The sequence below is a fragment of the Paenibacillus sp. NPDC057934 genome, from assembly GCF_042887565.1.
Classification (GTDB): Bacteria; Bacillota; Bacilli; order Paenibacillales; family Paenibacillaceae; genus Paenibacillus_AQ.
In genome coordinates, this window is record NZ_JBHVPB010000002.1 from 84,243 (window position 1) to 109,150 (window position 24,908).

The following is a 24,908-nucleotide window of genomic DNA, read 5'->3' on the forward strand; positions in this document are numbered from 1 at the left end:
GCGAAAGCGAGGATGAATTTGATATGAGCGGTAAGAAAATTAGAGTAATTGTAGCAGGTGCAGGCGGAAGAATGGGCAAGGAAGTTTTGAAGCTGGTTCTTCAGGATGAAGAACTGGAATTGGCCGCAGCGGTAGACCGGTCCTCAGCTGAAAGCGATGCAGGCCGTCTGGCTGGGTTGGAGGAAGCTGGTATCGTAGTGGTGAGTGACTTGGAGACTGCGCTTGCCAGTAGCAACGCGGATGTGCTTGTAGACTTTACGAACCCTAAAGCAGCCTATCCGCATACCGCGCTGGCTGTTAAATATGGGGTTCGTCCTGTGATCGGTACAACCGGTTTTACTCCGGAACAAATCGCCGAGCTGGACAAGCAGTGTAAGGAGCAAGGTATCGGTGGTTTGATTGCACCGAACTTCTCTATCGGAGCTATTCTGCTCATGAAATTTGCAGCCCAGGCCTCCAAGTACTTCCCTAATCTGGAGATTATCGAGTACCATGGAGACCAGAAGCTGGATGCGCCATCGGGTACGGCCATTAAGACGGCAGAGATGATCTCTGAAGTAAGGCAAGAGCTTCGCCAAGGTAACCCGTTGGAAGAAGAGACAATTGAAGGTTCACGCGGCGGCTATTATAACGGATTTCGTATTCACAGTGTCCGTCTGCCGGGCATCTTCGCCCAGGAAGAAGTGATATTCGGCGATTTCGGGCAATCCTTGAAGATCCGTCATGATTCCTATGAACGTGCGGGTTATATGCCGGGAGTCAAAATCGGGATTCAAAAGGTAATGGAATATACAGGAATGATCTACGGATTTGAGCATTTTATAGATTAGACGGGAGAGAGTACACCATGATGAGAATCGCATTTATTGCGCATGATCGCAAAAAGGATGAAATGGTTAACTTTGTGACGGCGTATGAGCATGTTTTTAAAGGGCATGAATTGTTTTCTACGGGAACTACCGGACAGCGGATTATGGATGTCACAGAGCTAGTCATTCACCGCTACATGAGTGGCCCTCTCGGAGGAGACCAGCAAATCGGGTCCATGGTGGCTCAGGATGAGCTGGATCTCATTATTTTCTTGCGCGACCCGCTGATGGCGCAGCCGCATGAACCGGATATTACGGCGCTGCTTCGTCTGTGTGATGTATACGGCATACCAGTGGCTACGAATATCGCTACCGCGGAAATTCTGGTCAAGGCGATTGACCGAGGGGATTTTGCCTGGCGTGAGCTGGTACATAAATATAAACCGGGGGTAGACGAATGAAGCTGGATATTCTCGTATTCGGCGCTCATGCAGACGATGCTGAAATCGGTATGGGGGGAACCATTGCCAAGCATACAGCAGCTGGCCTGAAGGTGGGACTGTGCGATTTGACGGCCGCAGAAATGTCCTCCAATGGTACAGTTGAGCTGCGCAAGATCGAAGCACAGCGTGCGGCTGACGTGCTTGGCGTTACCGTGCGGAGCAATCTGGGGCTGCCTGACAGAGGTCTTCATATTACTGAAGAACACGTGGCTGCGGTAACCGCTGAGATTCGCAAGTATGCACCTGATATTGTGTTCGCGCCGTACTGGGAAGACCGACATCCCGATCATATTGCTTGTTCTAAACTTGTAGAAGAAGCGGTTTTTAACGCCAAGCTGCGTAAATATATGCCGGACAAGCCAGCGGTCCCTGCGCCGCAGCTGTATTTTTACTTCATCAATGATCTAGGCCGGACGGATTTGATCGTCGATGTAACAGAACAATACGGAGTGAAGGAGCAGGCGCTGTCCTGCTACCGCTCCCAGTTCACCAAGCCAGAAGGAGAGGACGCCGTGTCAACTCCTCTGACAGAAGGTTATATCGAACGTGTTCGGTCGAGAGACATGCTGCTTGGACAGCGCAGACTCATTCCTTATGCGGAAGGGTTTGCGACAAAGGTTCCTTATGCTGTGGAAATGTTCACTGCCGGGAATGGTTCGCAGCAGTCATCGTGACGAGGCGTGACAGGGTACTTCAAAGGGAATTGCCGCCATCTTATAATGAAAGTGATTTATATTGGCGGCAATACCAGAAGTTCTTTCCTGAAGAAATTCAGCTTAAAGCAGGGGATCTTCCGTCCGAGGAATGGTGGGAATGGGACAAGGGAAGTATTCATATAGATCGTATGCTGGTGACAAGCTCCAAACTGAAGATCATTTCAGTTCATGGGGCAGGCGGTAATGGCAGGATGCTTGCACCTTATGCCAAAATGCTGCAGAACAGCGGCTACGAAGTTGTGTCACCCGACCTGCCGCCTTACGGACTAAGCCGTGTGCATTCTTCTCAATCAATGGACTACCAGCTCTGGACCCGGCTGATCTCGGATTTGATAGACCGGGAGCTGGAGCGGGATGGACGACCTGTTGTTCTACTCGGCAGCAGCATTGGTGGTATGCTTGCCTATCATGCGGCTGTACACAACAAAAAAGTAAAAGGCCTGATTGCCACCACATTTATCGACACTAGCCGGACGGAGGTTCGTGATCAACTGGCGCCCAATAAGTTGATCAGCCGATTCGGTAAATCTATGATGGATGCTTTTCCAATGGTATTGGATTCCTTGAAAATATCTGTGAACCATGTTTCGCGCATGCATTTCATTTCTAATAATAACGAGTTAAACCAACTGATTATGAATGATTCAGGGGCGGCAGGCACCAAGATCCCGTTACGCCTGTTACGAACCTTTCTGGATATGAAGCTGTCCGTTAAACCTGAGCATTTTGAGGTCTGTCCGGTCCTATTGGTTCATCCACAGGAGGATCGAATGACGCCGATTTCACTTAGCGAACCCTTTTATAATAAACTTAGGGTTAGAAAAAAATGTGTGATTTTGGAAGGGGCCGGGCATTTCCCGCTCGAATCTCCAGGTATGGAGCAAATGAAAGATGCAGTGCTTGCTTTTTTACAAGAATTAGAAAACGAATAAACAACTTTATATAAAGAAGTTACCAACATTAGACAAGAAGGGGACGCAAAGATGGACCGGTTGTTAAAGATAGGCATTACTTGTTATCCGTCTCTGGGCGGCTCGGGCGTAGTGGCAACTGAACTGGGCAAGCTGCTGGCTGAAAAAGGCCATGAGGTCCACTTTATCACTCACAGTATCCCGTTCCGGCTCGGAACGTTTCAGAAGAATATATTTTACCATGAGGTTGAGGTCAACGATTACTACGTGTTCCGTTATCCGCCTTATGATCTGGCACTAGCTAATAAGATGGCTCAGGTTGCTAAAATGCAAAATCTGGACATTCTGCATGTCCATTACGCAGTTCCGCATGCGGTTTGTGCGTTTCTCGCCAAACAGATGCTAAACAATGATATGAAGGTCGTAACCACGCTACATGGAACAGATATCACGGTGTTGGGTCAGGATGAGTCACTGAAGGATTTGATCAGGCTCGGCATTAACGAAAGTGATGCGGTCACCGCCGTGTCGCAGGACTTGATAAAAGAAACGCGTAAGGTCCTTGATATCACACGCGATATTGATCTTACTTACAATTTTGTAGACAAGCGTGTGTACTATCCGCGGGATGTAACGGATTTGCGCGGAGATTTTGCCAAACCTGATGAGAAAATTCTCATGCATATCTCTAACTTCCGTCCGGTCAAACGTGTCGGAGATGTAGTAGATGTTTTTGCTCGGGTCAGTCAGAAAATTCCTTCCAAGCTTCTGTTGGTCGGTGAAGGGCCGGATCTGCCGAAGATTCAGGCCAAAATCAGCGAGATGGGGCTAGACGACAAGGTTCGTTTCCTCGGGAAGCAGGACGAGATTGCTCAAGTTATTTCTTTGGCCGATCTGTTGCTGCTCCCTTCCGAGAAGGAGAGCTTTGGTCTTGTCGCACTGGAAGCGATGGCTTGTGGCGTTCCGACCATTGGTTCCGAGGCTGGTGGCATACCGGAATTGATTCAGCATGGCAAAACAGGCTTCTTGGCCCCGATCGGCGACACGAAGACTATGGCAGAATATGCTATCAACCTGTTGTCGGATGAAGTCATGATCGAGCAATTCAGAGCAGCTTGTTTGCACCGAGCGTGTGAGGATTTCTGCAATAATACGATCACGGACCAATATGAATCCATTTATTACCGGGTACTTGACCGTAAGGTGCCGGAATTGGGTTATGGTTCGGGAGTTAGGAGCTTCTGATGGAGTGGAAGATGGCGCCTGCCGGCATGGCGGAAGCTGCGGAGAATGTGATAGACAAGCTGGTGGAGAATGGCCATGAGGCATTTTGGGTCGGGGGCTGTGTCCGCGATGAGCTGATGGGCCGTCCGGTTCATGATATGGATATCACCACTTCGGCGCTTCCGCAGGAAGTGGTGGCGCTTTTTCCGCGGACAGTCCCCACTGGACTTCAGCATGGAACCATAACTGTTCTTAAGGAAGGTCATGCCTTTGAGGTGACAACGTACCGGACGGAAAGCGGCTATGCCGATCATCGCCGTCCGCAGCAGGTGGTCTTTGTCCGGGATCTTAAGGAAGACTTAAGGCGTCGCGACTTTACGATGAATGCCATCTGCTGTGGAGCAGATGGTGTACTGACGGACCCTTTTGGCGGTGCGGAGGATGTGAGCCGCCGGACCGTAAGATGTGTAGGAGACGCGGAGGAGCGCTTCGCAGAAGATGCGCTGCGGATGCTGCGCTGCGTGCGCTTCGCGTCCGTGCTGGATTTCTCCGTCGCCAAGAATACGTGGCGCGGGCTGCTGCGCCAGCGGGATAAGCTGGCGCATATTGCTGTGGAGCGGCTCCGCGCAGAGCTGGAGCGTATCGTAGAGGGGCCGCATCCCCTGCGCGGCCTTGGCATGCTGGCGCGCAGCGGGTTATTGCCGCGCGGCAAGGCCCCTTTCCCCTGGACCGATGCCCATCTGGCGGCAGCTGCCGCCTTGACGGCCGGGATCGGGGAACTGGAGGGCGCCCATCTGAGGTGGGCGCTGCTCCTGCATGCCCTAGGCGTGTCGGCCACAGAGGCCGATACGCTGCTGCGGGCATGGACGTTCCCCGGGACGACGCGCACCTCCGTCGTCCGTGTGCTGCGGGTCCGCGAAGCTTGGACCGCAGCCCTTGAGGCAGCGCCCGCGGGGGACCCGGGCGCTGTGGAGGCCCTGCGGCGGCAATGGATCGCCGCCGTGCTGGCCCATGGCAGCGCCGCCGCCGAAGGCTGGCTAGCGCTGCTGGAGGCGCTCCCTGCAGCAGCAGGGAGCGCCCCGGGCGGCGGCGCAGACCACGCCGCCTTCCTTGTGGCAGCGCCTGCGGATGCTGCCGCAGCCGATGGCCTTCCCCGTACTGGGGAAGGCCAGGATTTCCCGGCCATCGCGCGCCAGTGGATGGCGCAGATGCCGGTGCAGGCACTTGCCGGTCTCGCGGTGACCGGCAACGATTTGGCCGCGGCCTTGGAACAACGGCCGGGGCCATGGGTAGGGAAGCTGCTGCAAGGTCTTCTTCAGGCCGTAGCAGCCGGTGACCTGCGCAATCATCCAGAAGAATTGTTACTGGAAGCAAAAAGGATGGTAGGACATGAGCAACATTGAACGCAATATTGAATTGTTATCGCTGTCCGGATTACAACAGGAAGCTTCGGCTTCCCGTTGGGGCGGACATGTACATATGCTGAAGACTGTGGAGTCAACCCAAGAGGAAGCCAAGCGGCTCGCCGAGAACGGTGCGCCCGAAGGCACTACCGTCATTGCCGAGGAACAGACGGGTGGCAGAGGCCGACAGGGCAAGAAATGGCATTCCCCGTTCGGCAAGGGCATCTGGATGAGCGTGGTGCTTCGGCCGAGACTTCCGTTGTTGTCTACTCCGCAGCTTACGTTGATGGCGGGCGTAGCGGTTTGTCGGGCTATTCGGCGTGTATCGGGAGTGGACGTCGGGATCAAATGGCCGAATGATCTACTCGCCGGAGACCGCAAAATATGCGGGATTCTGTTGGAGTCATCCTGCTCCGAGAATGAGCTGGCCTATTGCATTGCCGGTATTGGCATTTCCGTTAATCTCAAGGAAGAGGATTACCCGGATTTTCTGAACGGAGTGGGCACCTCGCTGCTGATTGAACGGGGAGGGGTTTCTGTTGACCGTTCTGTTCTTGCAGGAGCTGTACTGACCGAGTTGGACAGTCTGTATGATTTTTATATGGACCATGGGTTTTCCCCGGTGGCCCGGTTATGGGAAGCTATGTCGGTGACGCTGGGTCGTCAAGTGGCCCGAAATACTCCGCATGGGCGAATGGAGGGTCTTGCGACAGGATTGGACGATAATGGCAGCCTACTGCTGATGGACCGCGCGGGACAAATTCACAGCGTATCCTCTGGCGAAATCGAGCTAATCTGAGACTTTGTACCATGACTTGTCACATTTTTTTCGTGTATTTACGGCAATCTTTTGATATACTATGGACAGAGGCGGTATCGGAACTTAAGCGAGCTGCACTCCGAAATAGATCATGTGTTTCTTTGGATTCACCTTCATAACTGTAATGAACGGTTACGTTGGATTCTGCTCTGAGCCGTAAGGACCGAGACAGAAGGGACGATCGCGAGTGACTCTTTTTTGCCCTTCGGACCTTTTTAGCGGACTAATGCTAAAGGGTTTTTTATTTGCGCGTTTACGCGCTATCTACTCAGGAAAAGGGGAATGAGGAGCAATGGCAGACAAACAGGCATTGAACATTGTGAAAATGAAAAAAATGAAGGCGGACGGTATTCCGCTAACTATGATTACTGCATATGATTACCCTTCAGCCCGTCTGGCCGAAGAGGCTGACATCGACATCATCCTTGTTGGCGATTCGCTGGGCAATGTGGTGTTGGGCTATGATACGACCCTTCCGGTCACATTAGATGATATGGTATACCACACACGTTCCGTAGTGCGCGGAGCACATAACACTTTTATTGTGGCGGATATGCCCTTTATGACCTACCACGGTAGCATTGACGAAAGTCTCCGCGGAGTGCGCAGACTAATGCAAGAGGGACGTGCTCATGCGGTTAAAGTGGAGGGCGGCGTTGAGATCTGTGAGACCGTTAAGCAAATTGTATCTGCAGGTGTACCCGTACTTGGACATATCGGCTTGACTCCGCAGTCCGTGAATACTATTGGCGGTTACCGGATCCAGGGTAAAGACCCGGCGGACGCACAGCGGTTGATGGATGAGGCTAAGGCGCTTGAGGCTGCTGGTGCTTTTGCCATAGTGCTGGAGCTTGTGACAGAGGAAGTAGCCGAGGCCATTTCCCGAGCCATCAGCATTCCAACTATTGGTATCGGAGCCGGACGTTATACGGATGGTCAGGTTCTCGTGTACCATGATGTACTGCGTTATGCCTCCCCTTACCGGGAGAAACGTTTTGTCAAAACCTATGCTGATATCGGAACACAAATCCGTGAAGGGATCACTCAATATGTACAGGAAGTTAAGCAGCGCGCCTTCCCTGATGAGAGCCATGTTTTCAAAGCGGATGAGACGGTTCTAGAATCATTGTACGGCACCGTGTCAAAAGGAGCGAAATAAGATGAGAGTGGTCAGAACAGTAGAACAATTGCGCGAAGCGCTGGAATATATGCGGGGCGGTGGTCATACGCCGATTGGCTTTGTGCCGACCATGGGTTACTTGCATGACGGACATGCTAGCCTGCTGCGCCGGGCAGTGGAAATGTCCGGTACAGTGGTAATGAGCATATTTGTCAATCCGCTGCAATTTGGGCCAAATGAGGATTTCGCTTCATATCCCCGTGACGAAGCCCGTGATCTGGAGCTTGCGGAGCGGGAAGGTGCGGATATCGTATTTATCCCTTCTCTGGAAGAGATGTATCCACGTCCCATTCGTACAGGGGTGTCCGTCTCTTCACTGACGAATGTACTATGCGGGGCTTCACGCCCGGGTCACTTTGACGGAGTCACTACCGTAGTTTCCAAGCTATTCAATATGGTGCAACCCGATTATGCCTTTTTCGGTCTGAAGGATGCCCAGCAAGTAGCGGTTCTTCGCCAAATGGTGTCTGACCTGAATATGAATGTACAGATTGTTGCCTGTCCTATTGTTCGTGAAGCCGATGGTTTGGCGCTCAGTTCCCGCAATGTGTATCTGTCGGAGGAAGAACGACTGCAGGCGCTCGTACTGTCACGTTCCCTGCGGGCGGCTCGTGAAGCCGTTGAAGAGGGAACAGCCAAGACGGCTGATGAAATCCGGCAATTGCTGACAACGATCATTTCTTCTTCGCCACTCGCGGTGATAGATTACGCGGAAATCCTGAGCTTTCCAGACCTTGAGCCACTGACTGGCGATTCCATTTTGACACAGGCTGATGGTGAGATCATTATGGCACTGGCCGTCAAATTCGGCAAAACCCGCCTGATCGACAATATTGTGTTTACTCCTAAGGAGGTAGCTGCAATTGTTTAGACATATGATGAAATCCAAAATCCACCGCGCGACGGTGACAGAAGCCAATTTGAATTATGTGGGCAGTATTACCATTGATGAGGATTTGATGGAAGCCGCAGACTTGCTGGAGAATGAAAAGGTGCAGATCGTGGACAACAACAACGGGTCCCGTCTGGAGACTTATGTCATTCCCGGTCCGCGTGGCAGCGGAGTGATTTGTCTCAATGGTGCGGCAGCAAGGCTGGTGCACCCTGGCGATACGGTGATCATTATTTCTTATGCGATGCTTTCCCAAGAGGAGCTTCAGGGCCACAAGCCAACTGTAGTTTTTGTAGATGAACTGAACAAGCCGGTCAAACTCGCCGATCATGAGATCCACGCGACCATAGTCTGACTGGTCTGACGAGCATGTAATCAATGGCAGGCATGAAAGGCCCTTACCTTGCGAAAAATGAAGTCAGGCAAGCTGGACTGAACTGATACCATTTTCAGTAAGGGTGGGATGAAGTCATGTTTCAACATTTATTTGCTGAAATGAACCAGATGCTACAGGAGGTCGTCACTGACTATCCTAAAGCGCAGGGTGCCCGCCGGGAAGAGCTTTTATGCAAGTATAATCTGTTGCACCGAATCAGCGACCATGTCATGGATGAATGGCTGGTCTTTGCGGAGAAGCTCAGCCATTTCCGTGACAACATGGAGCTGCCGGATGAACCTCTGGAGCCTGCTGCTCCGCAGGAAGCTCCAGAGCTGTCCATGGAGTCCTTCGTCAGAGGTCAGGGCTATTACAAGCTGCTGATGTATCGGCAGTGTATCGAACAGTTTAAGGGCGTCGTTCAGGAGTACCCGGACAGCCTCGCCGCTCGACTGTATCTCGCCATGGCCTATCTGCAGGAAGGGGAGGGCGAAGCCGCATGGGTTCATCTGAATCATATGCTGAATCTCGTCCGGGAACGTAAGCTCAAGGCGATGATCTATAATGCCATGGGTTGTATCCGGGCCTCGCAGGAGCGCTTCCCTGAAGCGCAGGAGCTGTTCGGTCTGTCTCTCCAGCATGATCCGGCCCTGCCGGAACCGACTGTGAATTTGGAAGTGTGCCGTAAACGTGGGGGACAACTCCAGTATGGCAGCCAGCTTGTCTCGCTTTTATAACCATCAGTCTTGCCACAGAAGCGATGCCTCCACTGTTGACAGCGGGGTGCATCGCCTTTTTTCGCAACTTCTGTTATGCTGATTAAGAGTCTCAAGTGAAAGGGAATAGAACTTACAATGAAATTTGCCGTGCTTGATTTTGAAACAACGGGAACCCAATCGGTGGGTGAAATCATCCAGGTGGGTCTTGCCATTATAGAAGAAGACCGGTCCATTTCCCGGGTCTATGGTTCCTACGTCAAGCCCGGAGCGCCGATTCCTCCTTTTATTACGGGCTTGACAGGCATAACCGACAGCGACGTGGCGGATGCGCCAGAGCTGGATGAGATGATGATGGAGCTTGTGCCTTTACTGGACGATGTGGTTCTGGTAGGGCATAATGTCGCCTTTGACTTCCATTTTTTGCAAAATGCATTGGATCGATGCGGCTATTTGCCGTTTCAAGGCCGTATTCTGGATACGATGGATTTCCTGAAAATTTGCTTTCCTTCGCTGACAACATATCAGCTCGGGGCGGTCAGCAGCCATTTCGGCCTTACGCATGAACGGCCACATCAGGCCGACAGCGATGCCTTGGCTACCGCGCTCGTGCTGCTCCAATGTCTAGAGGAGCTGTATAGCTTGCCGCTGCTTACGATACAGCGGCTTAGCGAGTTGTTCGCCGCAGAAGACAGCGATCTCGGCTGGTATTTCGACGGGTTGCTGCGGGAGCGGGAGATGGAGACTTTCCAGCCGGAGAGCGATTTAACTTTTTATCGGCAGCTTGCTCTCAAGATAGGCGACTGGACAGAGCTGGAGCCTCCAAGGGATCAACATGGTGCTAATCCGCTGCATTCATTATCTTTCTCCGATTATATGGATGAGGTTAGACAACGGCTTAAGGACAAGTTGCCCCATTATGAAAGCCGAGAAGCGCAGGATATTATGTTTAACGAGGTTATAACCGCACTTTCTGAGGACAAGCACCTGCTGATTGAGGCAGGGACAGGAACCGGCAAATCGCTGGGTTATCTGCTTCCGGCTATTTATCAGAGCGTTCGTAGCGAACAAAAGGTCATGGTCAGCACTCATACGATTAATCTGCAAGACCAGCTCCGGGAGCGCGATATTCCGCTGCTGACCGAAGTTGTTCCATTTCCGTTCAAGGCTGCTATCTTCAAGGGAAGAGGGCACTATTTGTGTCTGCGCAAGTTTGAACATAAAATAAATAAAAGGGACTTTACCAGCCCGCGGGAAGATGCTATCATTGCCGCCCAGATGATCGTTTGGCTGACTCAGAGTGAGTCCGGGGATGACGAGGAGTTGAACCTCGGTGGACGCGGCGGGGATTTCTGGGAGACGGTGGCAAGCGACACCGATTCCTGCCTGGGCCGGTCCTGCCCTTGGTTCCGTAAGTGCTATTACCACCGGGCCAAACATGAGGCCGGTATAGCGGACGTGGTAATTACGAACCATTCCAAGCTGTTTGCAGATGTGAAGGCCGGGCATCAATTGTTGCCAGCCTATGAGCATCTGGTTATTGATGAGGCCCATCATCTGGAGGATGTAGCCGGGAAGCATCTCGGCATGCACATGAAGCATTTTACGGTGTCACATACGCTCGGCAGACTCTACAAGGACAGCCGTAACGGACAGCTTCCGGCCTTGCGTCAGATTCTGCAAACTTCTGGTAGCGAGCAGGCTTCCGAATGGAGTGTCATCATTGACAGGCTTTATCCGGACTTGCTTACGGTAAAAGAGACATGGGATGTATTAAGCGAGAAGCTGTACACTCTCCTGCCAGAGCGAAGCGATGCGGCCGCAGGGGAAGCGGGACAGCTCGTACTTCGTCTCCAGCCGGGAAGCAAGCCGAAGGACTGGGAAGAGCTTGCGGCATTGGAGAATACAATGCACCTGAGCCTCAGCGAAGTTATCCGCAAGGGTGAGAAGATGCTGAGCGAGATGCGTGAACAGGACGGTCAGTCCAGTTCGGACAGTCTGGTGACCGATCTTGGTGGTCTCTTTAAGGATCTGGGCGCCATTCGCGAACAGGTGCGTTTCTTTATGAATCTGAACGACGTGAATGTTGTCTATTGGCTGGAAGCCAGCACTAATTACCGCAGCAAGTCCCTGCAGCTCTATGCGGTGCCTGTCGATGTCAGCACCCAGCTCAAGGAGCTGTTCTTCGACAAGAAGAATAGCATCGTGCTGACATCGGCCACATTGTCGGTCGATAAATCATTCCAATTCATGATTGACAATCTGGGGCTCGGCGAAGCTGCGGAGCAGGGGCGTCTGATGACCTCGCTGCTGCCTTCTCCGTTCAAGTACCGTGAACAGGCCCTGCTGGTCATTCCACGCGACTTCCCGAGCGTCAAGGGTAGCATTGGCGATGCCCGTTTTGTGGATACGCTGGTGCAGTCTCTGGCGGAGGCTGCGGTAATCACACGCGGACGGATGCTCGTACTGTTCACTTCTTACCGTATGCTACGGCAGGTCTATGATCCTCTGAAGGAAGCTCTGGCTTCACAGGATATCAGTGTACTGGGCCAGGGAGTAGAAGGTGGAAGCCGCAGCAAGCTGATCCGCCGTTTTCAGGATAGCAACGCTTCAGTACTGCTTGGCACAAGCAGCTTCTGGGAAGGCGTAGACATTCCCGGCGATGCCCTAACCTGTCTGGCCATTGTCAGACTGCCGTTTCAGCCGCCGAACCATCCGCTCGCGGAGGCTAAGGCTGAGCTGCTACAGGCGCAGAAGAAGAACCCGTTCATGAAGCTCTCCGTGCCGCAGGCGGTTATCCGCTTCAAGCAGGGCTTTGGTCGTCTCGTTCGGACGGCACAAGACCGGGGGATCGTTATTGTTTATGATACCAGGGTGATTGAATCCTATTACGGTAAATATTTTCTGTATTCGCTGCCCGGTCCCAAGATGGAGCATATGAAGACCGAGCAGATGGTTCCCCGAATTGCAGAATGGTTGGAGGAGGGGGGCAATTAGAGCCCCTTTCATTCCGTTTGGTAGGCGTTATTTTCAACAATCAGATTAATTTAGGAGGAGAAAACATGAAATCGGATAAAATCTCGGAGGCGGTGGTACGCAGACTTCCTGTATACCTGCGATTCCTCAACGATCTTCAAAAACGTGAAATCTCGACAGTTTCTTCTCAAGAACTTGGTCAGAAGCTGGATCTTAACCCCGCCCAGATCCGTAAGGATCTGGCTTATTTTGGCGATTTTGGCCGTAAAGGCATCGGTTATGATGTATCTTATCTCATTGAGAAGATCCGTCATATCCTGAAACTGGATCAGCAAATTAACGTGGCACTGGTAGGCGCAGGTAATCTTGGACACGCCTTGTCCAACTACAATGCTTACTTGAAGGACACGATGAAAATAAGCGCTATTTTTGATTCCTATGAACCCAAGGTAGGTCAGAAAATCAACTCGCTCACTGTACAACCAATGAAGGATCTGGGCAGCACCATTCGTGAGCAGGGCATCCGCATCGGCATTATCACCGTACCGGATACCGAAGCGCAGAATGTGGCCGATATCCTGGTGGAATCTGGCATTGAAGCGATTTTGAACTTTGCACCTGTGATTCTGAAAACGCCGTCCCATATCCGTGTCCATGCAGCCGACTTTACAACGGATTTGCAAAGCCTGGCTTATTATTTGCAGGATGGAAAGGAAGAGCTTGGGCATGAGCAACAGTAAGATTCTTATTCGTAACGGGAAGTTTCTTGTGCCTGGGACTCCTCTGTCTGTGTTGAACGGCTGTATGATCATAGAGAATGATCTCATCACATACATAGGCGAAGAAGAGCCATTCCTTGAAGAAGAGCTGCAAGTGATCGATGGCAGCCGCCAACTGTTCATGCCTGGTCTGGTGAATACCCATGGTCACGCGGCGATGTCGCTGTTGCGCGGTTATGGTGATGATCGGACTCTTCAGGTCTGGTTGCAGGAGAAAATGTGGCCGATGGAGGGCAAGTTTACCCCGGAAGATATTTATTGGGGAAGCTCGCTGTCCATATTGGAAATGATGAAGGGTGGCACGACGACCTTTCTGGACATGTATGACAAAATGGACCGGGTAGCTGAGATTACGGAGCAGTCCGGTATGCGTGGGGTGCTGACACGCGGGGTTATCGGTCTATGTCCGCCGGAGGTACAAGATACGAAGCTAGCTGATGCTGTACGGTTCGCTCGCGACTGGCATGGTAAGGCAGACGGCAGAATTACAACGATGCTGTCCCCGCATTCCCCATATACTTGCCCGCCGGAATTTTTTGTAAAGTTCGTGCAGGCGGCCCATGATCTGAATCTGCCGCTACATACGCATATGTCGGAGACGAAGCGAGAAGTGGAGCAGAACGTTGCGGAATATGGACTACGCCCAGTCGAGCACTTGGAAAAGGTAGGCATGTTTACACGACCGTCTCTAGTTGCCCATGGTGTGCATCTGAATGACGAGGAGATCGGGGTCCTGGCCCGACACCATGTCGGTGTCTCCCATAACCCTGGAAGTAACCTGAAGCTGGCCAGCGGGATTGCCCGGGTTATCGACCTGCTAAATGCAGGCGTCACCGTATCGCTGGGTACGGACAGTGCAGCCAGCAACAATAATCTGGACTTGTTCGAAGAGATGCGTCTGGCGGCGCTTATTCATAAGGGATTCAGCGGAGACCCAACAGCTATTCCGGCTGCAGAAGCCATGCAGATGGCTACGGAGTACGGTGCAAAATCGCTCTTCCTGGATGGGGTGGGCCGACTTGCTCCCGGCATGAAGGCTGACTTTCTTGCCATTGATATTGATCAGCCCCACCTCTTGCCACATACGGATCTGCTCTCGCATGCGGTATACTCAGCCAGTGCCAAAGACGTGCTCCATGTTTGGGTGAACGGAAAGCAAATTGTGAAGAACGGGGAATGCCTGACCTTGGATGAAGAGGCCATTCGTCGCAAAGCACAGGAAGCTTTTGAAGGCCTGCTGAAGCGGTAGGCAGGAATAGGCACCACCGCCGCGGAACATGTAGAAAGGAAGCTGTAACTTGAAAAAGAGGAAAAAATGGATCCTGCTAGGAGTGGCGCTGTTTCTGCTCTTGCTGCTCGGCCTAATTCAGTTCTATGCCTTTATCATGAAAGACCAATGGAAAGAACGGGATGCAGCGAAGGTGGTTGCCCAGAGCCGTGCGGGCTTGACTCTGATGGAGAAGGCCCAGAAATCGGTCTGGGATGAAAACTCGGTGTATTGGGTGCTGACAGGTAAAAATGAGGCGGGTACCGAGCTAATGGTGTGGGTTCGCTTTACAACGGACGGAAAGGTCGCTGAGGGCGACAACGTGGTATTCAGCGAAGAAGTGAGTAAGGGCACATCGGAGGCAAAAATCAGGTCCATCATCAGCGCACAGCTTCCGGATATTAAAATTCAAAGGCTGATCCCGGGTGTATACAATGGGGAATATACTTGGCAGCTTTTTTATCAACAGGCAGACCGATATTATTATCAGTTCTACCGTTTTTCTGACGGGAGTCCTATCGGAGGCCGTTTCAGTTTGCCGAAGCGCTGAGTTTGAACCTGCTTGGACACTCCTTGACGGGAAAAGTAAGGGGAAGTTAGAGGATTTAAGAAAAAACAAACAAGCGAACCGGATGGCGGTTCGCTTGTTTGCGTACAAATTGGAAATTGAATATGCTGTCTGATAATTTTCATTAACGAGAGTGCTTAACGACGATTTTTTACGGGGACTCATGGTCTAATTAGGAGGCCTGAAGTTGGATTAAAGGCATTTTTGTACCTTAAATTCTCGACTGCCAACGGTTAACGGCAATTAAGTGCAAAATTGTACCTTAAATCTTCTAAAATAATCGCAGAACCGTGTTTTTTTCGAAATAAGATACAAAAATGCCGTTAGTTAGGGAGACTGGCTATTTTTCTCGCTGTTAAAAGGATTGATGTAGGGGAATATCGGTTGAAATCAGGTGGCAGCCAATGAGCAAAAACAATGTATTACATGTTATGGAATATAAGAATTCTGGGAGGGGTTTATATATGTGAAATATCCGGATGTAAACCATTCCTATGTAAGCTTTCAGGCGAATGCTCCGCTCCTACAGTTCCAAATTCCACGTTTACTCCTCTTAGTTTTTGTGAATTTCTTTTACTAAATTTATTTTCTTACTTTCTTTTGTTCGTCTTATATATCATTTCGTATTGATTAAGGTATATCAAATAGGTTGATTAATTTATATCAGATGGTGTAGCGGTGATGATTCGAATAGATGCAGACATCACATCCACGGCCAGATATTTTATCAAAAAAAGCCGCAGAACTTAGTTCTGCGGCTTTTTTTGTCGATAAACATTAAAAAGAGGTTAGATAAATCTGTAAAAATTAGAATCAAAAATTTAAAATATATTCACACTTTTTTTCGTTTTCGTATATACACCTGTGATATACTACTATTTGTATTCAAGAGGGCATGCTGAACTGAATCCCCGAGTATAGGGATCATAGCATACCAGGACGTATTCATATTACTTGTTGTAATCATCGAGAGGAGGACGTTTCTTGAAACTGCGTCTTGTACCTGTACTACTAACGTCACTGTTGACGGCTGCCTTGTTATTTGGTGGATGGTTTCTCTATCGTGAATTCGTGGTTCAGGAACCGCTCCAAAAGATTGTGGCTGGCTATGAAGGTGTCAACAAGTCTCAGATTACTATTAACCGCGATCAGGTGACTTTGAAACTTGATCTTCAGCCAGGCACGAAAATGCGCGAACTGGTTCAATATGTTTCGACAGAAGGCAAGTCGGCTATTAACGGCCGTACGTTGAAGCTGGATGTTGATCAGCACTCCAACGCAATGCTGGATGATTATTGGAATAAAGCAATGTTCTCAGTGGCAGAAGCCATGGAGAGCGGAAAATATACATTGATTCCGTCAACGCTTGATGGATTGAAGGAGAATCATACGGAATACAAGGGTGTTATTGCAACGACTGAGATTGATGATAGCAATGTCTATGTAAGCCTGAGCAGCGGCAAAGACAGCAAATTCATTATTCTGCCGCGCAAGCCGGCCAAGATGGGGGTTTGGAACAATGCCTAAATGGACTAAAGAGGTGCTGGTGGGATTTATTCCTGTCGTATTGATTTTCATGGTATTTGTTGGTATTAATATTTTTCCGGTCATCATTGCGGCTGGCATGATCGGTGCGCTGCTGCTGATAGCGCATATGCGTGGCGGGATCGCTGTTGGTGCCGGAGCCGAGAAGAAGCGCAAGAAGGACGGACCGTCCAAGCTCACTTTTGAAGAAATCGGCGGCCAGGATAATGCCAAGCAGGAACTGCGTGAGGCATTGGATTTCCTGATTCGCCATGAGGAGATTAGCAAGTTCGGGATTCGTCCGCTCAAGGGCATCCTGCTGACCGGTCCTCCGGGAACCGGAAAGACACTGATGGCTAAAGCAGCTGCACACTATACGAATTCGGTATTCGTTGCCGCCTCCGGCAGTGAGTTTGTTGAAATGTATGTTGGGGTAGGCGCAGGGCGTATCCGTGATTTGTTCCGAGACGCCCGTGCTCGGGCTGTGAAGGAGAACAAGCAGAGCGCGATTATTTTTATCGACGAAATTGACGTCATTGGCGGTAAGCGCGAAGGTGGACAGCAGCGTGAGTATGACCAGACGCTGAATCAGTTGCTCACGGAGATGGACGGTATCTATAACAATGAGACTCCGCGTATTCTCCTGGTGGCTGCTACGAACCGCAAGGAAATGCTGGATTCGGCGCTGCTGCGTCCAGGCCGGTTCGATCGTCATATTCAGGTGGATATGCCTGATATCAAGGGCCGCAGATCGATCCTGGCTCTTCATGCCAAGAACAAGCCGCTGAGCCCTGAAGTGAGTCTCGATAAAATCGCCGAGGAAGCTTATGGCTTTTCCGGTGCCCAGCTCGAAAGTGTGATGAACGAAGCAGCCATCTACATGATGCGTGAGAATCTGACAGAGGTGGAGCATCGTCATTTGTCCATGGCCATTGATAAGGTGATGATGGGCGAGAAGACAGACCGCGAGACCAATCTGGAAGAGAAGAAGCGCGTTGCTATTCATGAGTTGGGACATGCGATCATGGCAGAACTACTGCGTCCGGGCAGTGTCAGTCAGGTTACACTTACCCCACGCGGACAGGCACTGGGTTATGTGCGGCATAATCCGCAGCAAGAGCAGTATCTGTACACCAAGGATTATTTGGAGGATCAGATCATGATCGCGCTGGGCGGAGCTGCTTCCGAGGAGATTTTCTATGGCGGGCGCAGTACCGGTTCAAGGGGAGACTTCGACCAAGCGCTGAATATTGTCGAAACGATGATGAAGTCTGGACTAACCTCCCTGGGAATTGCCAATCTGGATATGGTTACCACAGAAGAGTTAATGAAGGAAAACAGTAAAATCCTGGACGAACTTATGCTTCGGACGCGTGAAATGCTGGAGAATCAACGGAATGTATTTGATTACTCTCTTGACATTTTAATGAAAGAAGAAGTCCTTTCTGGAGAGCAATTTCGTTGTCAATTTCGTGACAGCGTCCTTTTACCGGCATAATTCTTTATGCCGGTTATTTTTTTTTACTTTTCAGGCATGCTAAGATATCATTATATGTCGGGCTATTTAAATTTTTACGACAGACAAGGTACAATACTAAGGTATAGATACCTGAAAGGATGGAGACTTTTTTATGAATTTTAAGAAAATCGGTGTCATCGGCGGCGGTACGATGGGACAAGGCATCGCAGAAATGCTCGCAGCCAAGGGCTTGGATGTAATGCTGGTGGAGAAAACAGAAGAAAGACTGGACTATTCCTATGATATGATCGAAACCAGTCTGGACAAACAACTGGAGAAATGGGCCATCACCCAGGCAGAGAAGAAACTGATTCTCGGCCGCATCCAAAAAGTGACACATTTTGCAGAGCTCAGTTCCTGTGATATGGTTATTGAGACAATCATTGAAGATCTGGAAGCCAAACAAAAAGTATTTCATCAGCTTGACCAAGTGTGTCCGAGCCACATTATCCTGGCGAGCAATACTTCCACACTCAGCTTGACTGAACTTGCCAGCTCCACAATGTATCCGGAACGCGTCATTGGCATGCATTTTATATACCCTGTAGCGAAAGTGGATCTGGTCGAAATTGTACGCGGTCTGAAAACATCAGACAAAACATTCGAAGATACAAAAGCTTTTGTAGACGAGGTTGTAGAGAAGAAGGGCGTAATGATTTATGAATCCCCGGGATTTGTAACTTCACGCCTCATTTGTTTGCTCATCAACGAAGCTATGCACGTATTGCAAGAAGGAGTCGCTTCTCCTCAGGATATTGATGATGCTATGCGGATTGGCTACCAGTTCCAATATGGACCACTGGAAATGGCTGACCGGTTTGGCCTGGATTCGGTGCAGGCTGCGCTCGAGCGGATGTTCCGCGAATATGGTGAACTGAAATACCGTCCATCGACCATTCTGAAAAAGATGGTGCGTGCGGGACAACTGGGTATGAAATCGGGCGAAGGCTTCTTCAAGTACGACAAGGATGGTGACCGTATATGAATATTCTAGTAATTAACTCCGGTAGTTCTTCTCTGAAATACCAACTGTACAACATGACTGATGAATCTGTTTTGGCAAAAGGTCTGGTAGAACGGATCGGGATGGATTCCTCCATCCTGAATCACAAGCCGACTGGCAAGCAGGAAGTGACAGAAGTCAGCGAAATCCTGGAACATAATACAGCGATTCGTAAAGTCCTTGCTATCCTCACTGACAAGGAACACGGCGTGATCGAGTCCATTAAAGAAATCAATGCTGTTGGGCACCGCGTGGTACACGGGGGCGAGTACTTCAAAGCTTCCGCGCTGGTAGATGCCGATGCCAAAACGAAGATTCGTCAGTTGTTCGACCTAGCGCCACTGCATAACCCTGCTGCAATGATGGGGATTTCCGCTTCCGAGACCAATATGCCGGGCGTGCCACAGGTTGTTGTCTTCGATACTGCGTTCCATCAAACTATGCCTGAGAAGGCCTATATGTATGCTATTCCAAGAGTGCTGTATAACAAATACAAGGTTCGCCGTTACGGTGCCCACGGTACATCCCATGATTTCGTGAGCAAAGCTGCTGCCGAGTATTTGGATCGTCCGCTTGAGGAGCTTAAAATTATCACTTGCCACATCGGTAACGGTGCGAGCGTAACCGCTGTTCAAGGCGGTGTGTCTGTTGATACTTCCATGGGGATGACTCCGCTGGAAGGTCTGATGATGGGTACACGCAGCGGTGATCTTGACCCTGCTATTGTTCCATATGTAATGAACAAGGAAGAGCTGTCCGTAGGCGAAGTGAATTCGATGCTTAATAAGCACAGTGGATTGCTTGCGATTTCGGGCGTCAGCAGCGATATGCGTGATATTATTGACGGTGCAGAGAAAGGCGAAGCTAATTCTACGCTTGCTTTTGAAATGTACGAATACCGTCTGCGCAAATACATCGGTTCTTACGCGGCTGCAATGAACGGCGTGGATGCGATCGTATTCACAGCTGGTGTCGGCGAGAATGCTTCGCTGCTTCGCGAAAGAGTGCTGAATAACCTGACGTTCCTTGGAATTGAATTGGATGCTGAAGCCAACAAAGTCCGCTCCGGCGATCCGCGCCGCATCTCGACGGCTGATTCCAAGGTACAGGTGCTCGTAGTGCCGACAAACGAAGAGCTTGTCATCGCACGCGATACACACCGTATTGTGCAAGGAATTAACGGCTAAATTAGAGGAGAGAGTGTAGGCATGGCTAACAAAAGTGTAATCAAGAAAGTGAACGAGCATGTTGGAGAAAGTGTTGTAATCGGCTGTTGGGTTAACAACAAGCGCTCCAGCGGTAAAATCCAGTTCCTGCAGCTGCGGGATGGTACAGGTTATATCCAGGGTGTTGTCGTGAAATCGGAAGTACCTGAAGAGGTATGGGATGCAGCCAAGAGCCTGACACAGGAAAGCTCCTTGTACGTGACTGGTATCATTCGTGAAGAACCGCGCAGCCAATCTGGTTACGAGATGACGGTTACCGGCATCGAAGTGCTGTACATCACTGAGAACTATCCGATCACGCCAAAAGAGCATGGTGTAGACTTCCTGATGGACCACCGCCACCTGTGGCTTCGTTCCGCGAAGCAGCGTGCAGTGCTCGTCATTCGTGCGGAGATTATCCGTGCGGTTCAGGAGTACTTCGACACCAATGGATTCACGCTAGTCGATCCGCCGATTCTGACGCCAACTTCGGCAGAAGGCACGACCAACCTGTTCCATACCAAATACTTTGAAGAAGATGCTTATCTGACGCAAAGTGGCCAGCTATACATGGAAGCTGCTGCGATGGCACTGGGCCGTGTATACTCCTTCGGGCCAACCTTCCGTGCGGAGAAGTCCAAGACTCGCCGTCACCTGATTGAATTCTGGATGATCGAGCCGGAAATGGCGTTCACCGATCATGAAGAAAGTTTACGGGTGCAAGAAGAATTCATCAGTTATGTGGTGCAATCTGTTGTGAAGAACTGCCGTACAGAACTGGAAGCGGTTGGCCGCGATGTCTCCAAGCTGGAGGCCATTCAAGCACCGTTCCCACGCATTACTTATGATGATGCCATCAAGTTCCTGAACGAGAAGGGCTTCGAAATTGCTTGGGGCGAGGACTTTGGTGCGCCGCATGAAACGGCTATTGCCGAGATGAATGATAAACCTGTATTCATCACTCACTATCCGGCTTCGTTCAAGGCTTTCTACATGAAGCCAGATCCGAATCGTCCGGAAGTCGTGCTATGTGCTGACATGATCGCGCCTGAAGGTTACGGTGAGATTATCGGTGGTTCGCAGCGGATCGATGATCCGGCACTGCTGGAAGAACGCTTCAAGGAGCATGATTTGTCCCTGGAGACGTACAAATGGTACATGGATCTGCGGACTTATGGTTCCGTTCCACATTCCGGCTTCGGTCTGGGCCTGGAGCGCACGGTAGCCTGGATTTGCGGGCTTGACCACGTGCGTGAGACGATTCCATTCCCACGTACACTTTACCGTCTATATCCATAATATTCGGCAATAACAACTGCGCCGTCCTTTCACAAGGAGGCGCAGTTTCTTATAGAATTACAAGTTAGATGGATTTTATGATAGGTTGTTTTTTTAACAAAGGGGGGCGTACATGGACAGCAAGGGATGGAATGCCTGGGGCGAAGGCGTCTCCTTCGGCTTGGAGAGCGGAATGGCCATCATTCCTTACGCGCTGCTGAAGCATTACCGCAAGCTTGGCTTGGCGGGAAGTGAGGCCATGTTGCTGATTCATCTGCTAGCGTTCAGACAGGTGGAGGGAATGGAGTTCCCGACCTTGGAAGACCTGCAGGGGGTAACCGGACGCAGTGTGTCCGTAATCGCAGGCGAGCTCCAGAAGCTGATGAAGGATGGATTTATTGGCATCGATGAGGATAATGACGAACTGCGGGGTATCCATTATGAACGCTACAACTTTTCTGGGCTATACAGCAAGTTAGGAGCTTATCTAGCGGAAGCTGCGCAGCAGGCTGGACAGGCACAGGAGCTACTGACATCGCAGCGTTCCTCTATAGACGTTTTGTCAGGCGGTGGGTCAGGCTGGAATCCTGCTTCTCTCCAGAGCAAGGGTGAAGAAGAGAGCCGAAGCTTGTTCAGTGTTTTTGAAAAAGAATTCGGGCGTCCGCTCTCCCCGATGGAGTGTGAGACGATTTCCGGCTGGGTTGATCAGGATCAGTATCCTGAGGAGTTGATTCTGCTCGCACTCAAGGAATCTGTTTTTGCAGGGAAGCTGCACTTCCGCTATATCGACAGAATTCTACTAGAGTGGGCCCGCAACCGGGTCAAGAATGCCCAAGATGTGAAGGCATACTCGCAGAAATTCCGTAATGGCGGGAGATAGATTCCCCCGTATTAAGAGAAATTGAACCGTATTGCGCTGGCTATCGCCGGCCAATACGGTTTTTTTACATATAGGATACTAATAAATGCTGTATTCCCTTTATGTTCCACAGCGAAAAAATTGACTCATAACGCAGGGGCAAGTGAAGCATGCTACGTCTATTACTGTGGGGGTTGCTGTGGAAGGAGGGGAGAGCCATCGAGGATGAACTATTAATCAGGAGAATTTGTCAGGGAGATGAGGATGCCTTCCGGCAGTTCGTGGACAGATATGCCGAGCAAGTATACAAGATCACCTACTCGGTGTTGCGCGAAACCAGGGGAGCCGAAGACGCGGCTCAGGAAGCTTTTCTCCAAATATACAAATCTCTCCCCGACTATCGTTTTCAGGGATTAGTAACTTGGATCTCTCGTATAGCCTTACATAAGGCAATTGACTCCAAACGTAAACGGGATCGCCATCGGGAGCAGTACATTGACAGCGAGAGGACACTTAGTCAGATCTGCTCGGATGATGAGGACATCCTGGCGGGTGTTGTCCGGCGCGAACGCAGAGATCGACTGTGGAATGAAGTGCAGACGTTGCCGAAGATGCATCGTGATGTGATCGTCGCCTACTATATTGAACAGAAAAATTATGAACAGATAGCAGTCCAAGAGGGGATTACATTGAAAACGGTGGAATCTCGGCTTTACCGGGCCCGGCATTGGATTCGAAAACATTGGAAGGAGGACGATTGGCTATGAGACAAGACGGAGAATTACAGCAGGATGTCGCCCGTGCACGACAGTATCTTACAGGCGAAGGAAGCCCGGAAGAGCGGGATGTCTGGGAGCAGCGACTACTGGAGGATGACGATGCGCTTCTTTGTTATTTGGAAACACTGGATGAGCTTCAAGGACAACTTCCTTCGCTGGAAAGCCCTAGTCATTTTACGGAGAATGTGATGGAAAGCTTAACCGCTGTGCAGAAGCTAGCAAAACAACATAGCGAGGACATCGGGCCATCCCAAGAAGCTCAGCGGAGAAGTCGCTGGTATGAGCAAGCGATTGTCCATTATGTAATTGCCGCTTCACTAACGCTGATCTTTCTGTCCTCTGGTGTATTTGATCGGATGCTTTCGGGGGAGCTAGGAGTGTTCATTCCAGAGGGGGAGCATTCGTCTTACAGTCAACAAATGAAGCAGGTGACCAGCGGCTGGCTGGATTATTTGATGAACGGTAATCGCAAGTGAGAGGAGAGATAATGATGCAGCAGCAAAGTAAACTGAAAGCTTTATTTATCAATATTTTCCCCGGGGTAGGTCATTATTATATGGGAGGACGTACCTCGGGCATCATCTATTTCCTGGTCAGCTTTGGCGGATTATTTCTGTCCATATTACTGGCATTGGCGAGCAGAAAAGATGAACTTGCCTTGCTCGGGTTTGTGGGCTTTATCGTGATATGGTTTTTAAGTATGGTTCATCTTCTGATTCAACTGCTAAAAGAGCCGGCTCCGCCGATTGTACTGTCGCCAGAAGAGCTCGAGAGGCTGCAATATACGCCGCCAGTAAAGAGCGTAGATAATGAACGTTTTCATGTCATTCTGCTGTCTCTTATTCCCGGGCTAGGACATTTTCAGATGGGCCTAATGCAGCGGGGGCTGTCGTTCCTGATTTCCTTCTTTGGCTTCATAACGATCCTGCTATTTTTGACCGGAATCACATCCAGTAATGCATTCCTGCTGCTGTTCGGTGTATTACCGGTTATTTGGCTGTACTGTATGTTCGATGCTGTTCAGCATATCCACCGGAAACAGGCAGGAGAACTCATGTCCGACCGGACGTTGTTCGAGGATTTGGAGGCAGGACGTGCAGGTGGACGTCGAAGTAAGGTTCTGGCGACATTGCTGGGTGTGTTTCCAGGGGCAGGGCAAATGTATTTGGGTCTGCAGAAAAGAGGGCTTCAATTGATGCTCCTATTTCTAGGCAGCATCTATGTCGTGGACTTGCTCCGCCTGTCGGCGTTGTTCTTCCTGATACCGGTCATCTGGTTCTACAGCCTGTTCGACGCTCTGCAGCAAATCAGCCGCTATGGCAGAGAGGAGATGGAAGACCGGCCGATCATTGAGGGCCTCATGAATCATCAAGGCTGGCTGGGAGCGCTACTGCTCTGTATGGGGCTATATTTTATCATTGTGGAATTCGCGATTCCGGGCCTGGATGGACTCTTTCCCCAGTGGCGGCTAGAACACCGACTCAATGTTTATTTTAAACCAATACTTCTGTCTCTGGTGCTGATTGGCGGGGGCATCAAGCTACTGCTTGGAAGCAAAAAGAGAGCACAAAAGAGATCAAACAGATGAATGGACCCACAAT

The 24,908-nt window shown here is 50.4% G+C and carries 24 protein-coding genes; all 24 read left to right on the plus strand.

Features of this window, described 5'->3' with window-relative positions; translation table 11 throughout:
- The first annotated feature begins 23 nt into the window (after positions 1-23).
- Positions 24-830, plus strand: coding sequence for a 4-hydroxy-tetrahydrodipicolinate reductase (dapB, locus tag ACFVRY_RS04930; RefSeq protein ID WP_387497918.1), 807 nt, complete (start codon positions 24-26; stop codon positions 828-830).
- A 17-nt stretch (positions 831-847) separates the two neighbouring features.
- The gene (gene mgsA / locus ACFVRY_RS04935) at positions 848-1,270 is read left to right on the plus strand and encodes a methylglyoxal synthase (protein ID WP_066363183.1); all 423 of its coding nucleotides are present in this window, start codon (positions 848-850) and stop codon (positions 1,268-1,270) included.
- Positions 1,267-1,986: a bacillithiol biosynthesis deacetylase BshB1 gene (gene bshB1, locus ACFVRY_RS04940; RefSeq protein WP_387497920.1), complete on the plus strand. Its 720-nt coding sequence runs from the start codon at positions 1,267-1,269 to the stop codon at positions 1,984-1,986. Before mgsA ends, bshB1 begins: the two co-directional genes overlap by 4 nt.
- Positions 1,983-2,960 carry an alpha/beta hydrolase gene (locus tag ACFVRY_RS04945; RefSeq protein WP_387497922.1) on the plus strand — a complete coding sequence of 326 codons (978 nt, stop codon included), beginning with the start codon at positions 1,983-1,985 and terminating at the stop codon, positions 2,958-2,960. Before bshB1 ends, ACFVRY_RS04945 begins: the two co-directional genes overlap by 4 nt.
- Positions 2,961-3,011: 51 nt before the next feature.
- The gene (bshA, locus tag ACFVRY_RS04950; RefSeq protein WP_387497924.1) at positions 3,012-4,184 is read left to right on the plus strand and encodes an N-acetyl-alpha-D-glucosaminyl L-malate synthase BshA; all 1,173 of its coding nucleotides are present in this window, start codon (positions 3,012-3,014) and stop codon (positions 4,182-4,184) included.
- A complete protein-coding gene (locus ACFVRY_RS04955) occupies positions 4,184-5,566 on the plus strand; it encodes a CCA tRNA nucleotidyltransferase (RefSeq protein ID WP_387497926.1) in 1,383 nt (460 codons plus the stop codon). Before bshA ends, ACFVRY_RS04955 begins: the two co-directional genes overlap by 1 nt.
- Entirely contained in the window at positions 5,553-6,365 is an 813-nt protein-coding gene (locus ACFVRY_RS04960; RefSeq protein WP_387497928.1) for a biotin--[acetyl-CoA-carboxylase] ligase, read from the plus strand. Before ACFVRY_RS04955 ends, ACFVRY_RS04960 begins: the two co-directional genes overlap by 14 nt.
- 313 nt (positions 6,366-6,678) lie before the next feature.
- Positions 6,679-7,545, plus strand: coding sequence for a 3-methyl-2-oxobutanoate hydroxymethyltransferase (panB, locus tag ACFVRY_RS04965; RefSeq protein WP_387497930.1), 867 nt, complete (start codon positions 6,679-6,681; stop codon positions 7,543-7,545).
- Between the two features lies 1 nt (position 7,546).
- Positions 7,547-8,437: a pantoate--beta-alanine ligase gene (gene panC, locus ACFVRY_RS04970; RefSeq protein WP_387497932.1), complete on the plus strand. Its 891-nt coding sequence runs from the start codon at positions 7,547-7,549 to the stop codon at positions 8,435-8,437.
- A complete protein-coding gene (gene panD / locus ACFVRY_RS04975) occupies positions 8,430-8,813 on the plus strand; it encodes an aspartate 1-decarboxylase (RefSeq protein ID WP_387497934.1) in 384 nt (127 codons plus the stop codon). Before panC ends, panD begins: the two co-directional genes overlap by 8 nt.
- A gap of 116 nt (positions 8,814-8,929) precedes the next feature.
- A complete protein-coding gene (locus tag ACFVRY_RS04980; RefSeq protein WP_387497936.1) occupies positions 8,930-9,571 on the plus strand; it encodes a tetratricopeptide repeat protein in 642 nt (213 codons plus the stop codon).
- Positions 9,572-9,688: 117 nt separating this feature from the next.
- Positions 9,689-12,547, plus strand: coding sequence for an ATP-dependent DNA helicase DinG (gene dinG / locus ACFVRY_RS04985; protein ID WP_387497938.1), 2,859 nt, complete (start codon positions 9,689-9,691; stop codon positions 12,545-12,547).
- 65 nt (positions 12,548-12,612) lie between these two features.
- On the plus strand, positions 12,613-13,266 hold the full coding sequence (locus tag ACFVRY_RS04990) for a redox-sensing transcriptional repressor Rex (RefSeq protein ID WP_387497940.1): 654 nt from the start codon (positions 12,613-12,615) through the stop codon (positions 13,264-13,266).
- On the plus strand, positions 13,253-14,554 hold the full coding sequence (locus tag ACFVRY_RS04995; protein ID WP_387497942.1) for an amidohydrolase: 1,302 nt from the start codon (positions 13,253-13,255) through the stop codon (positions 14,552-14,554). Before ACFVRY_RS04990 ends, ACFVRY_RS04995 begins: the two co-directional genes overlap by 14 nt.
- Positions 14,555-14,603: 49 nt before the next feature.
- Positions 14,604-15,122: a cell wall elongation regulator TseB-like domain-containing protein gene (locus ACFVRY_RS05000; protein WP_387497944.1), complete on the plus strand. Its 519-nt coding sequence runs from the start codon at positions 14,604-14,606 to the stop codon at positions 15,120-15,122.
- A gap of 1,002 nt (positions 15,123-16,124) precedes the next feature.
- Positions 16,125-16,667, plus strand: coding sequence for a hypothetical protein (locus ACFVRY_RS05005; RefSeq protein ID WP_066363143.1), 543 nt, complete (start codon positions 16,125-16,127; stop codon positions 16,665-16,667).
- A complete protein-coding gene (locus tag ACFVRY_RS05010; protein ID WP_387497946.1) occupies positions 16,660-18,162 on the plus strand; it encodes an AAA family ATPase in 1,503 nt (500 codons plus the stop codon). The genes ACFVRY_RS05005 and ACFVRY_RS05010 overlap by 8 nt, the downstream gene beginning before the upstream one ends.
- A gap of 133 nt (positions 18,163-18,295) precedes the next feature.
- Positions 18,296-19,168 carry a 3-hydroxyacyl-CoA dehydrogenase family protein gene (locus ACFVRY_RS05015; protein WP_066363139.1) on the plus strand — a complete coding sequence of 291 codons (873 nt, stop codon included), beginning with the start codon at positions 18,296-18,298 and terminating at the stop codon, positions 19,166-19,168.
- Positions 19,165-20,373 carry an acetate/propionate family kinase gene (locus ACFVRY_RS05020; RefSeq protein WP_387497948.1) on the plus strand — a complete coding sequence of 403 codons (1,209 nt, stop codon included), beginning with the start codon at positions 19,165-19,167 and terminating at the stop codon, positions 20,371-20,373. The genes ACFVRY_RS05015 and ACFVRY_RS05020 overlap by 4 nt, the downstream gene beginning before the upstream one ends.
- A 21-nt stretch (positions 20,374-20,394) precedes the next feature.
- Positions 20,395-21,690, plus strand: coding sequence for an asparagine--tRNA ligase (gene asnS / locus ACFVRY_RS05025; protein ID WP_387497950.1), 1,296 nt, complete (start codon positions 20,395-20,397; stop codon positions 21,688-21,690).
- A gap of 112 nt (positions 21,691-21,802) precedes the next feature.
- A complete protein-coding gene (locus tag ACFVRY_RS05030; RefSeq protein ID WP_387497952.1) occupies positions 21,803-22,549 on the plus strand; it encodes a DnaD domain-containing protein in 747 nt (248 codons plus the stop codon).
- A 149-nt stretch (positions 22,550-22,698) separates the two neighbouring features.
- Positions 22,699-23,295, plus strand: coding sequence for an RNA polymerase sigma factor (locus ACFVRY_RS05035; protein WP_387497954.1), 597 nt, complete (start codon positions 22,699-22,701; stop codon positions 23,293-23,295).
- On the plus strand, positions 23,292-23,783 hold the full coding sequence (locus tag ACFVRY_RS05040) for a hypothetical protein (RefSeq protein WP_387497956.1): 492 nt from the start codon (positions 23,292-23,294) through the stop codon (positions 23,781-23,783). The genes ACFVRY_RS05035 and ACFVRY_RS05040 overlap by 4 nt, the downstream gene beginning before the upstream one ends.
- An 11-nt stretch (positions 23,784-23,794) precedes the next feature.
- Entirely contained in the window at positions 23,795-24,895 is a 1,101-nt protein-coding gene (locus ACFVRY_RS05045; protein WP_387497958.1) for a hypothetical protein, read from the plus strand.
- Positions 24,896-24,908: the final 13 nt, after the last annotated feature.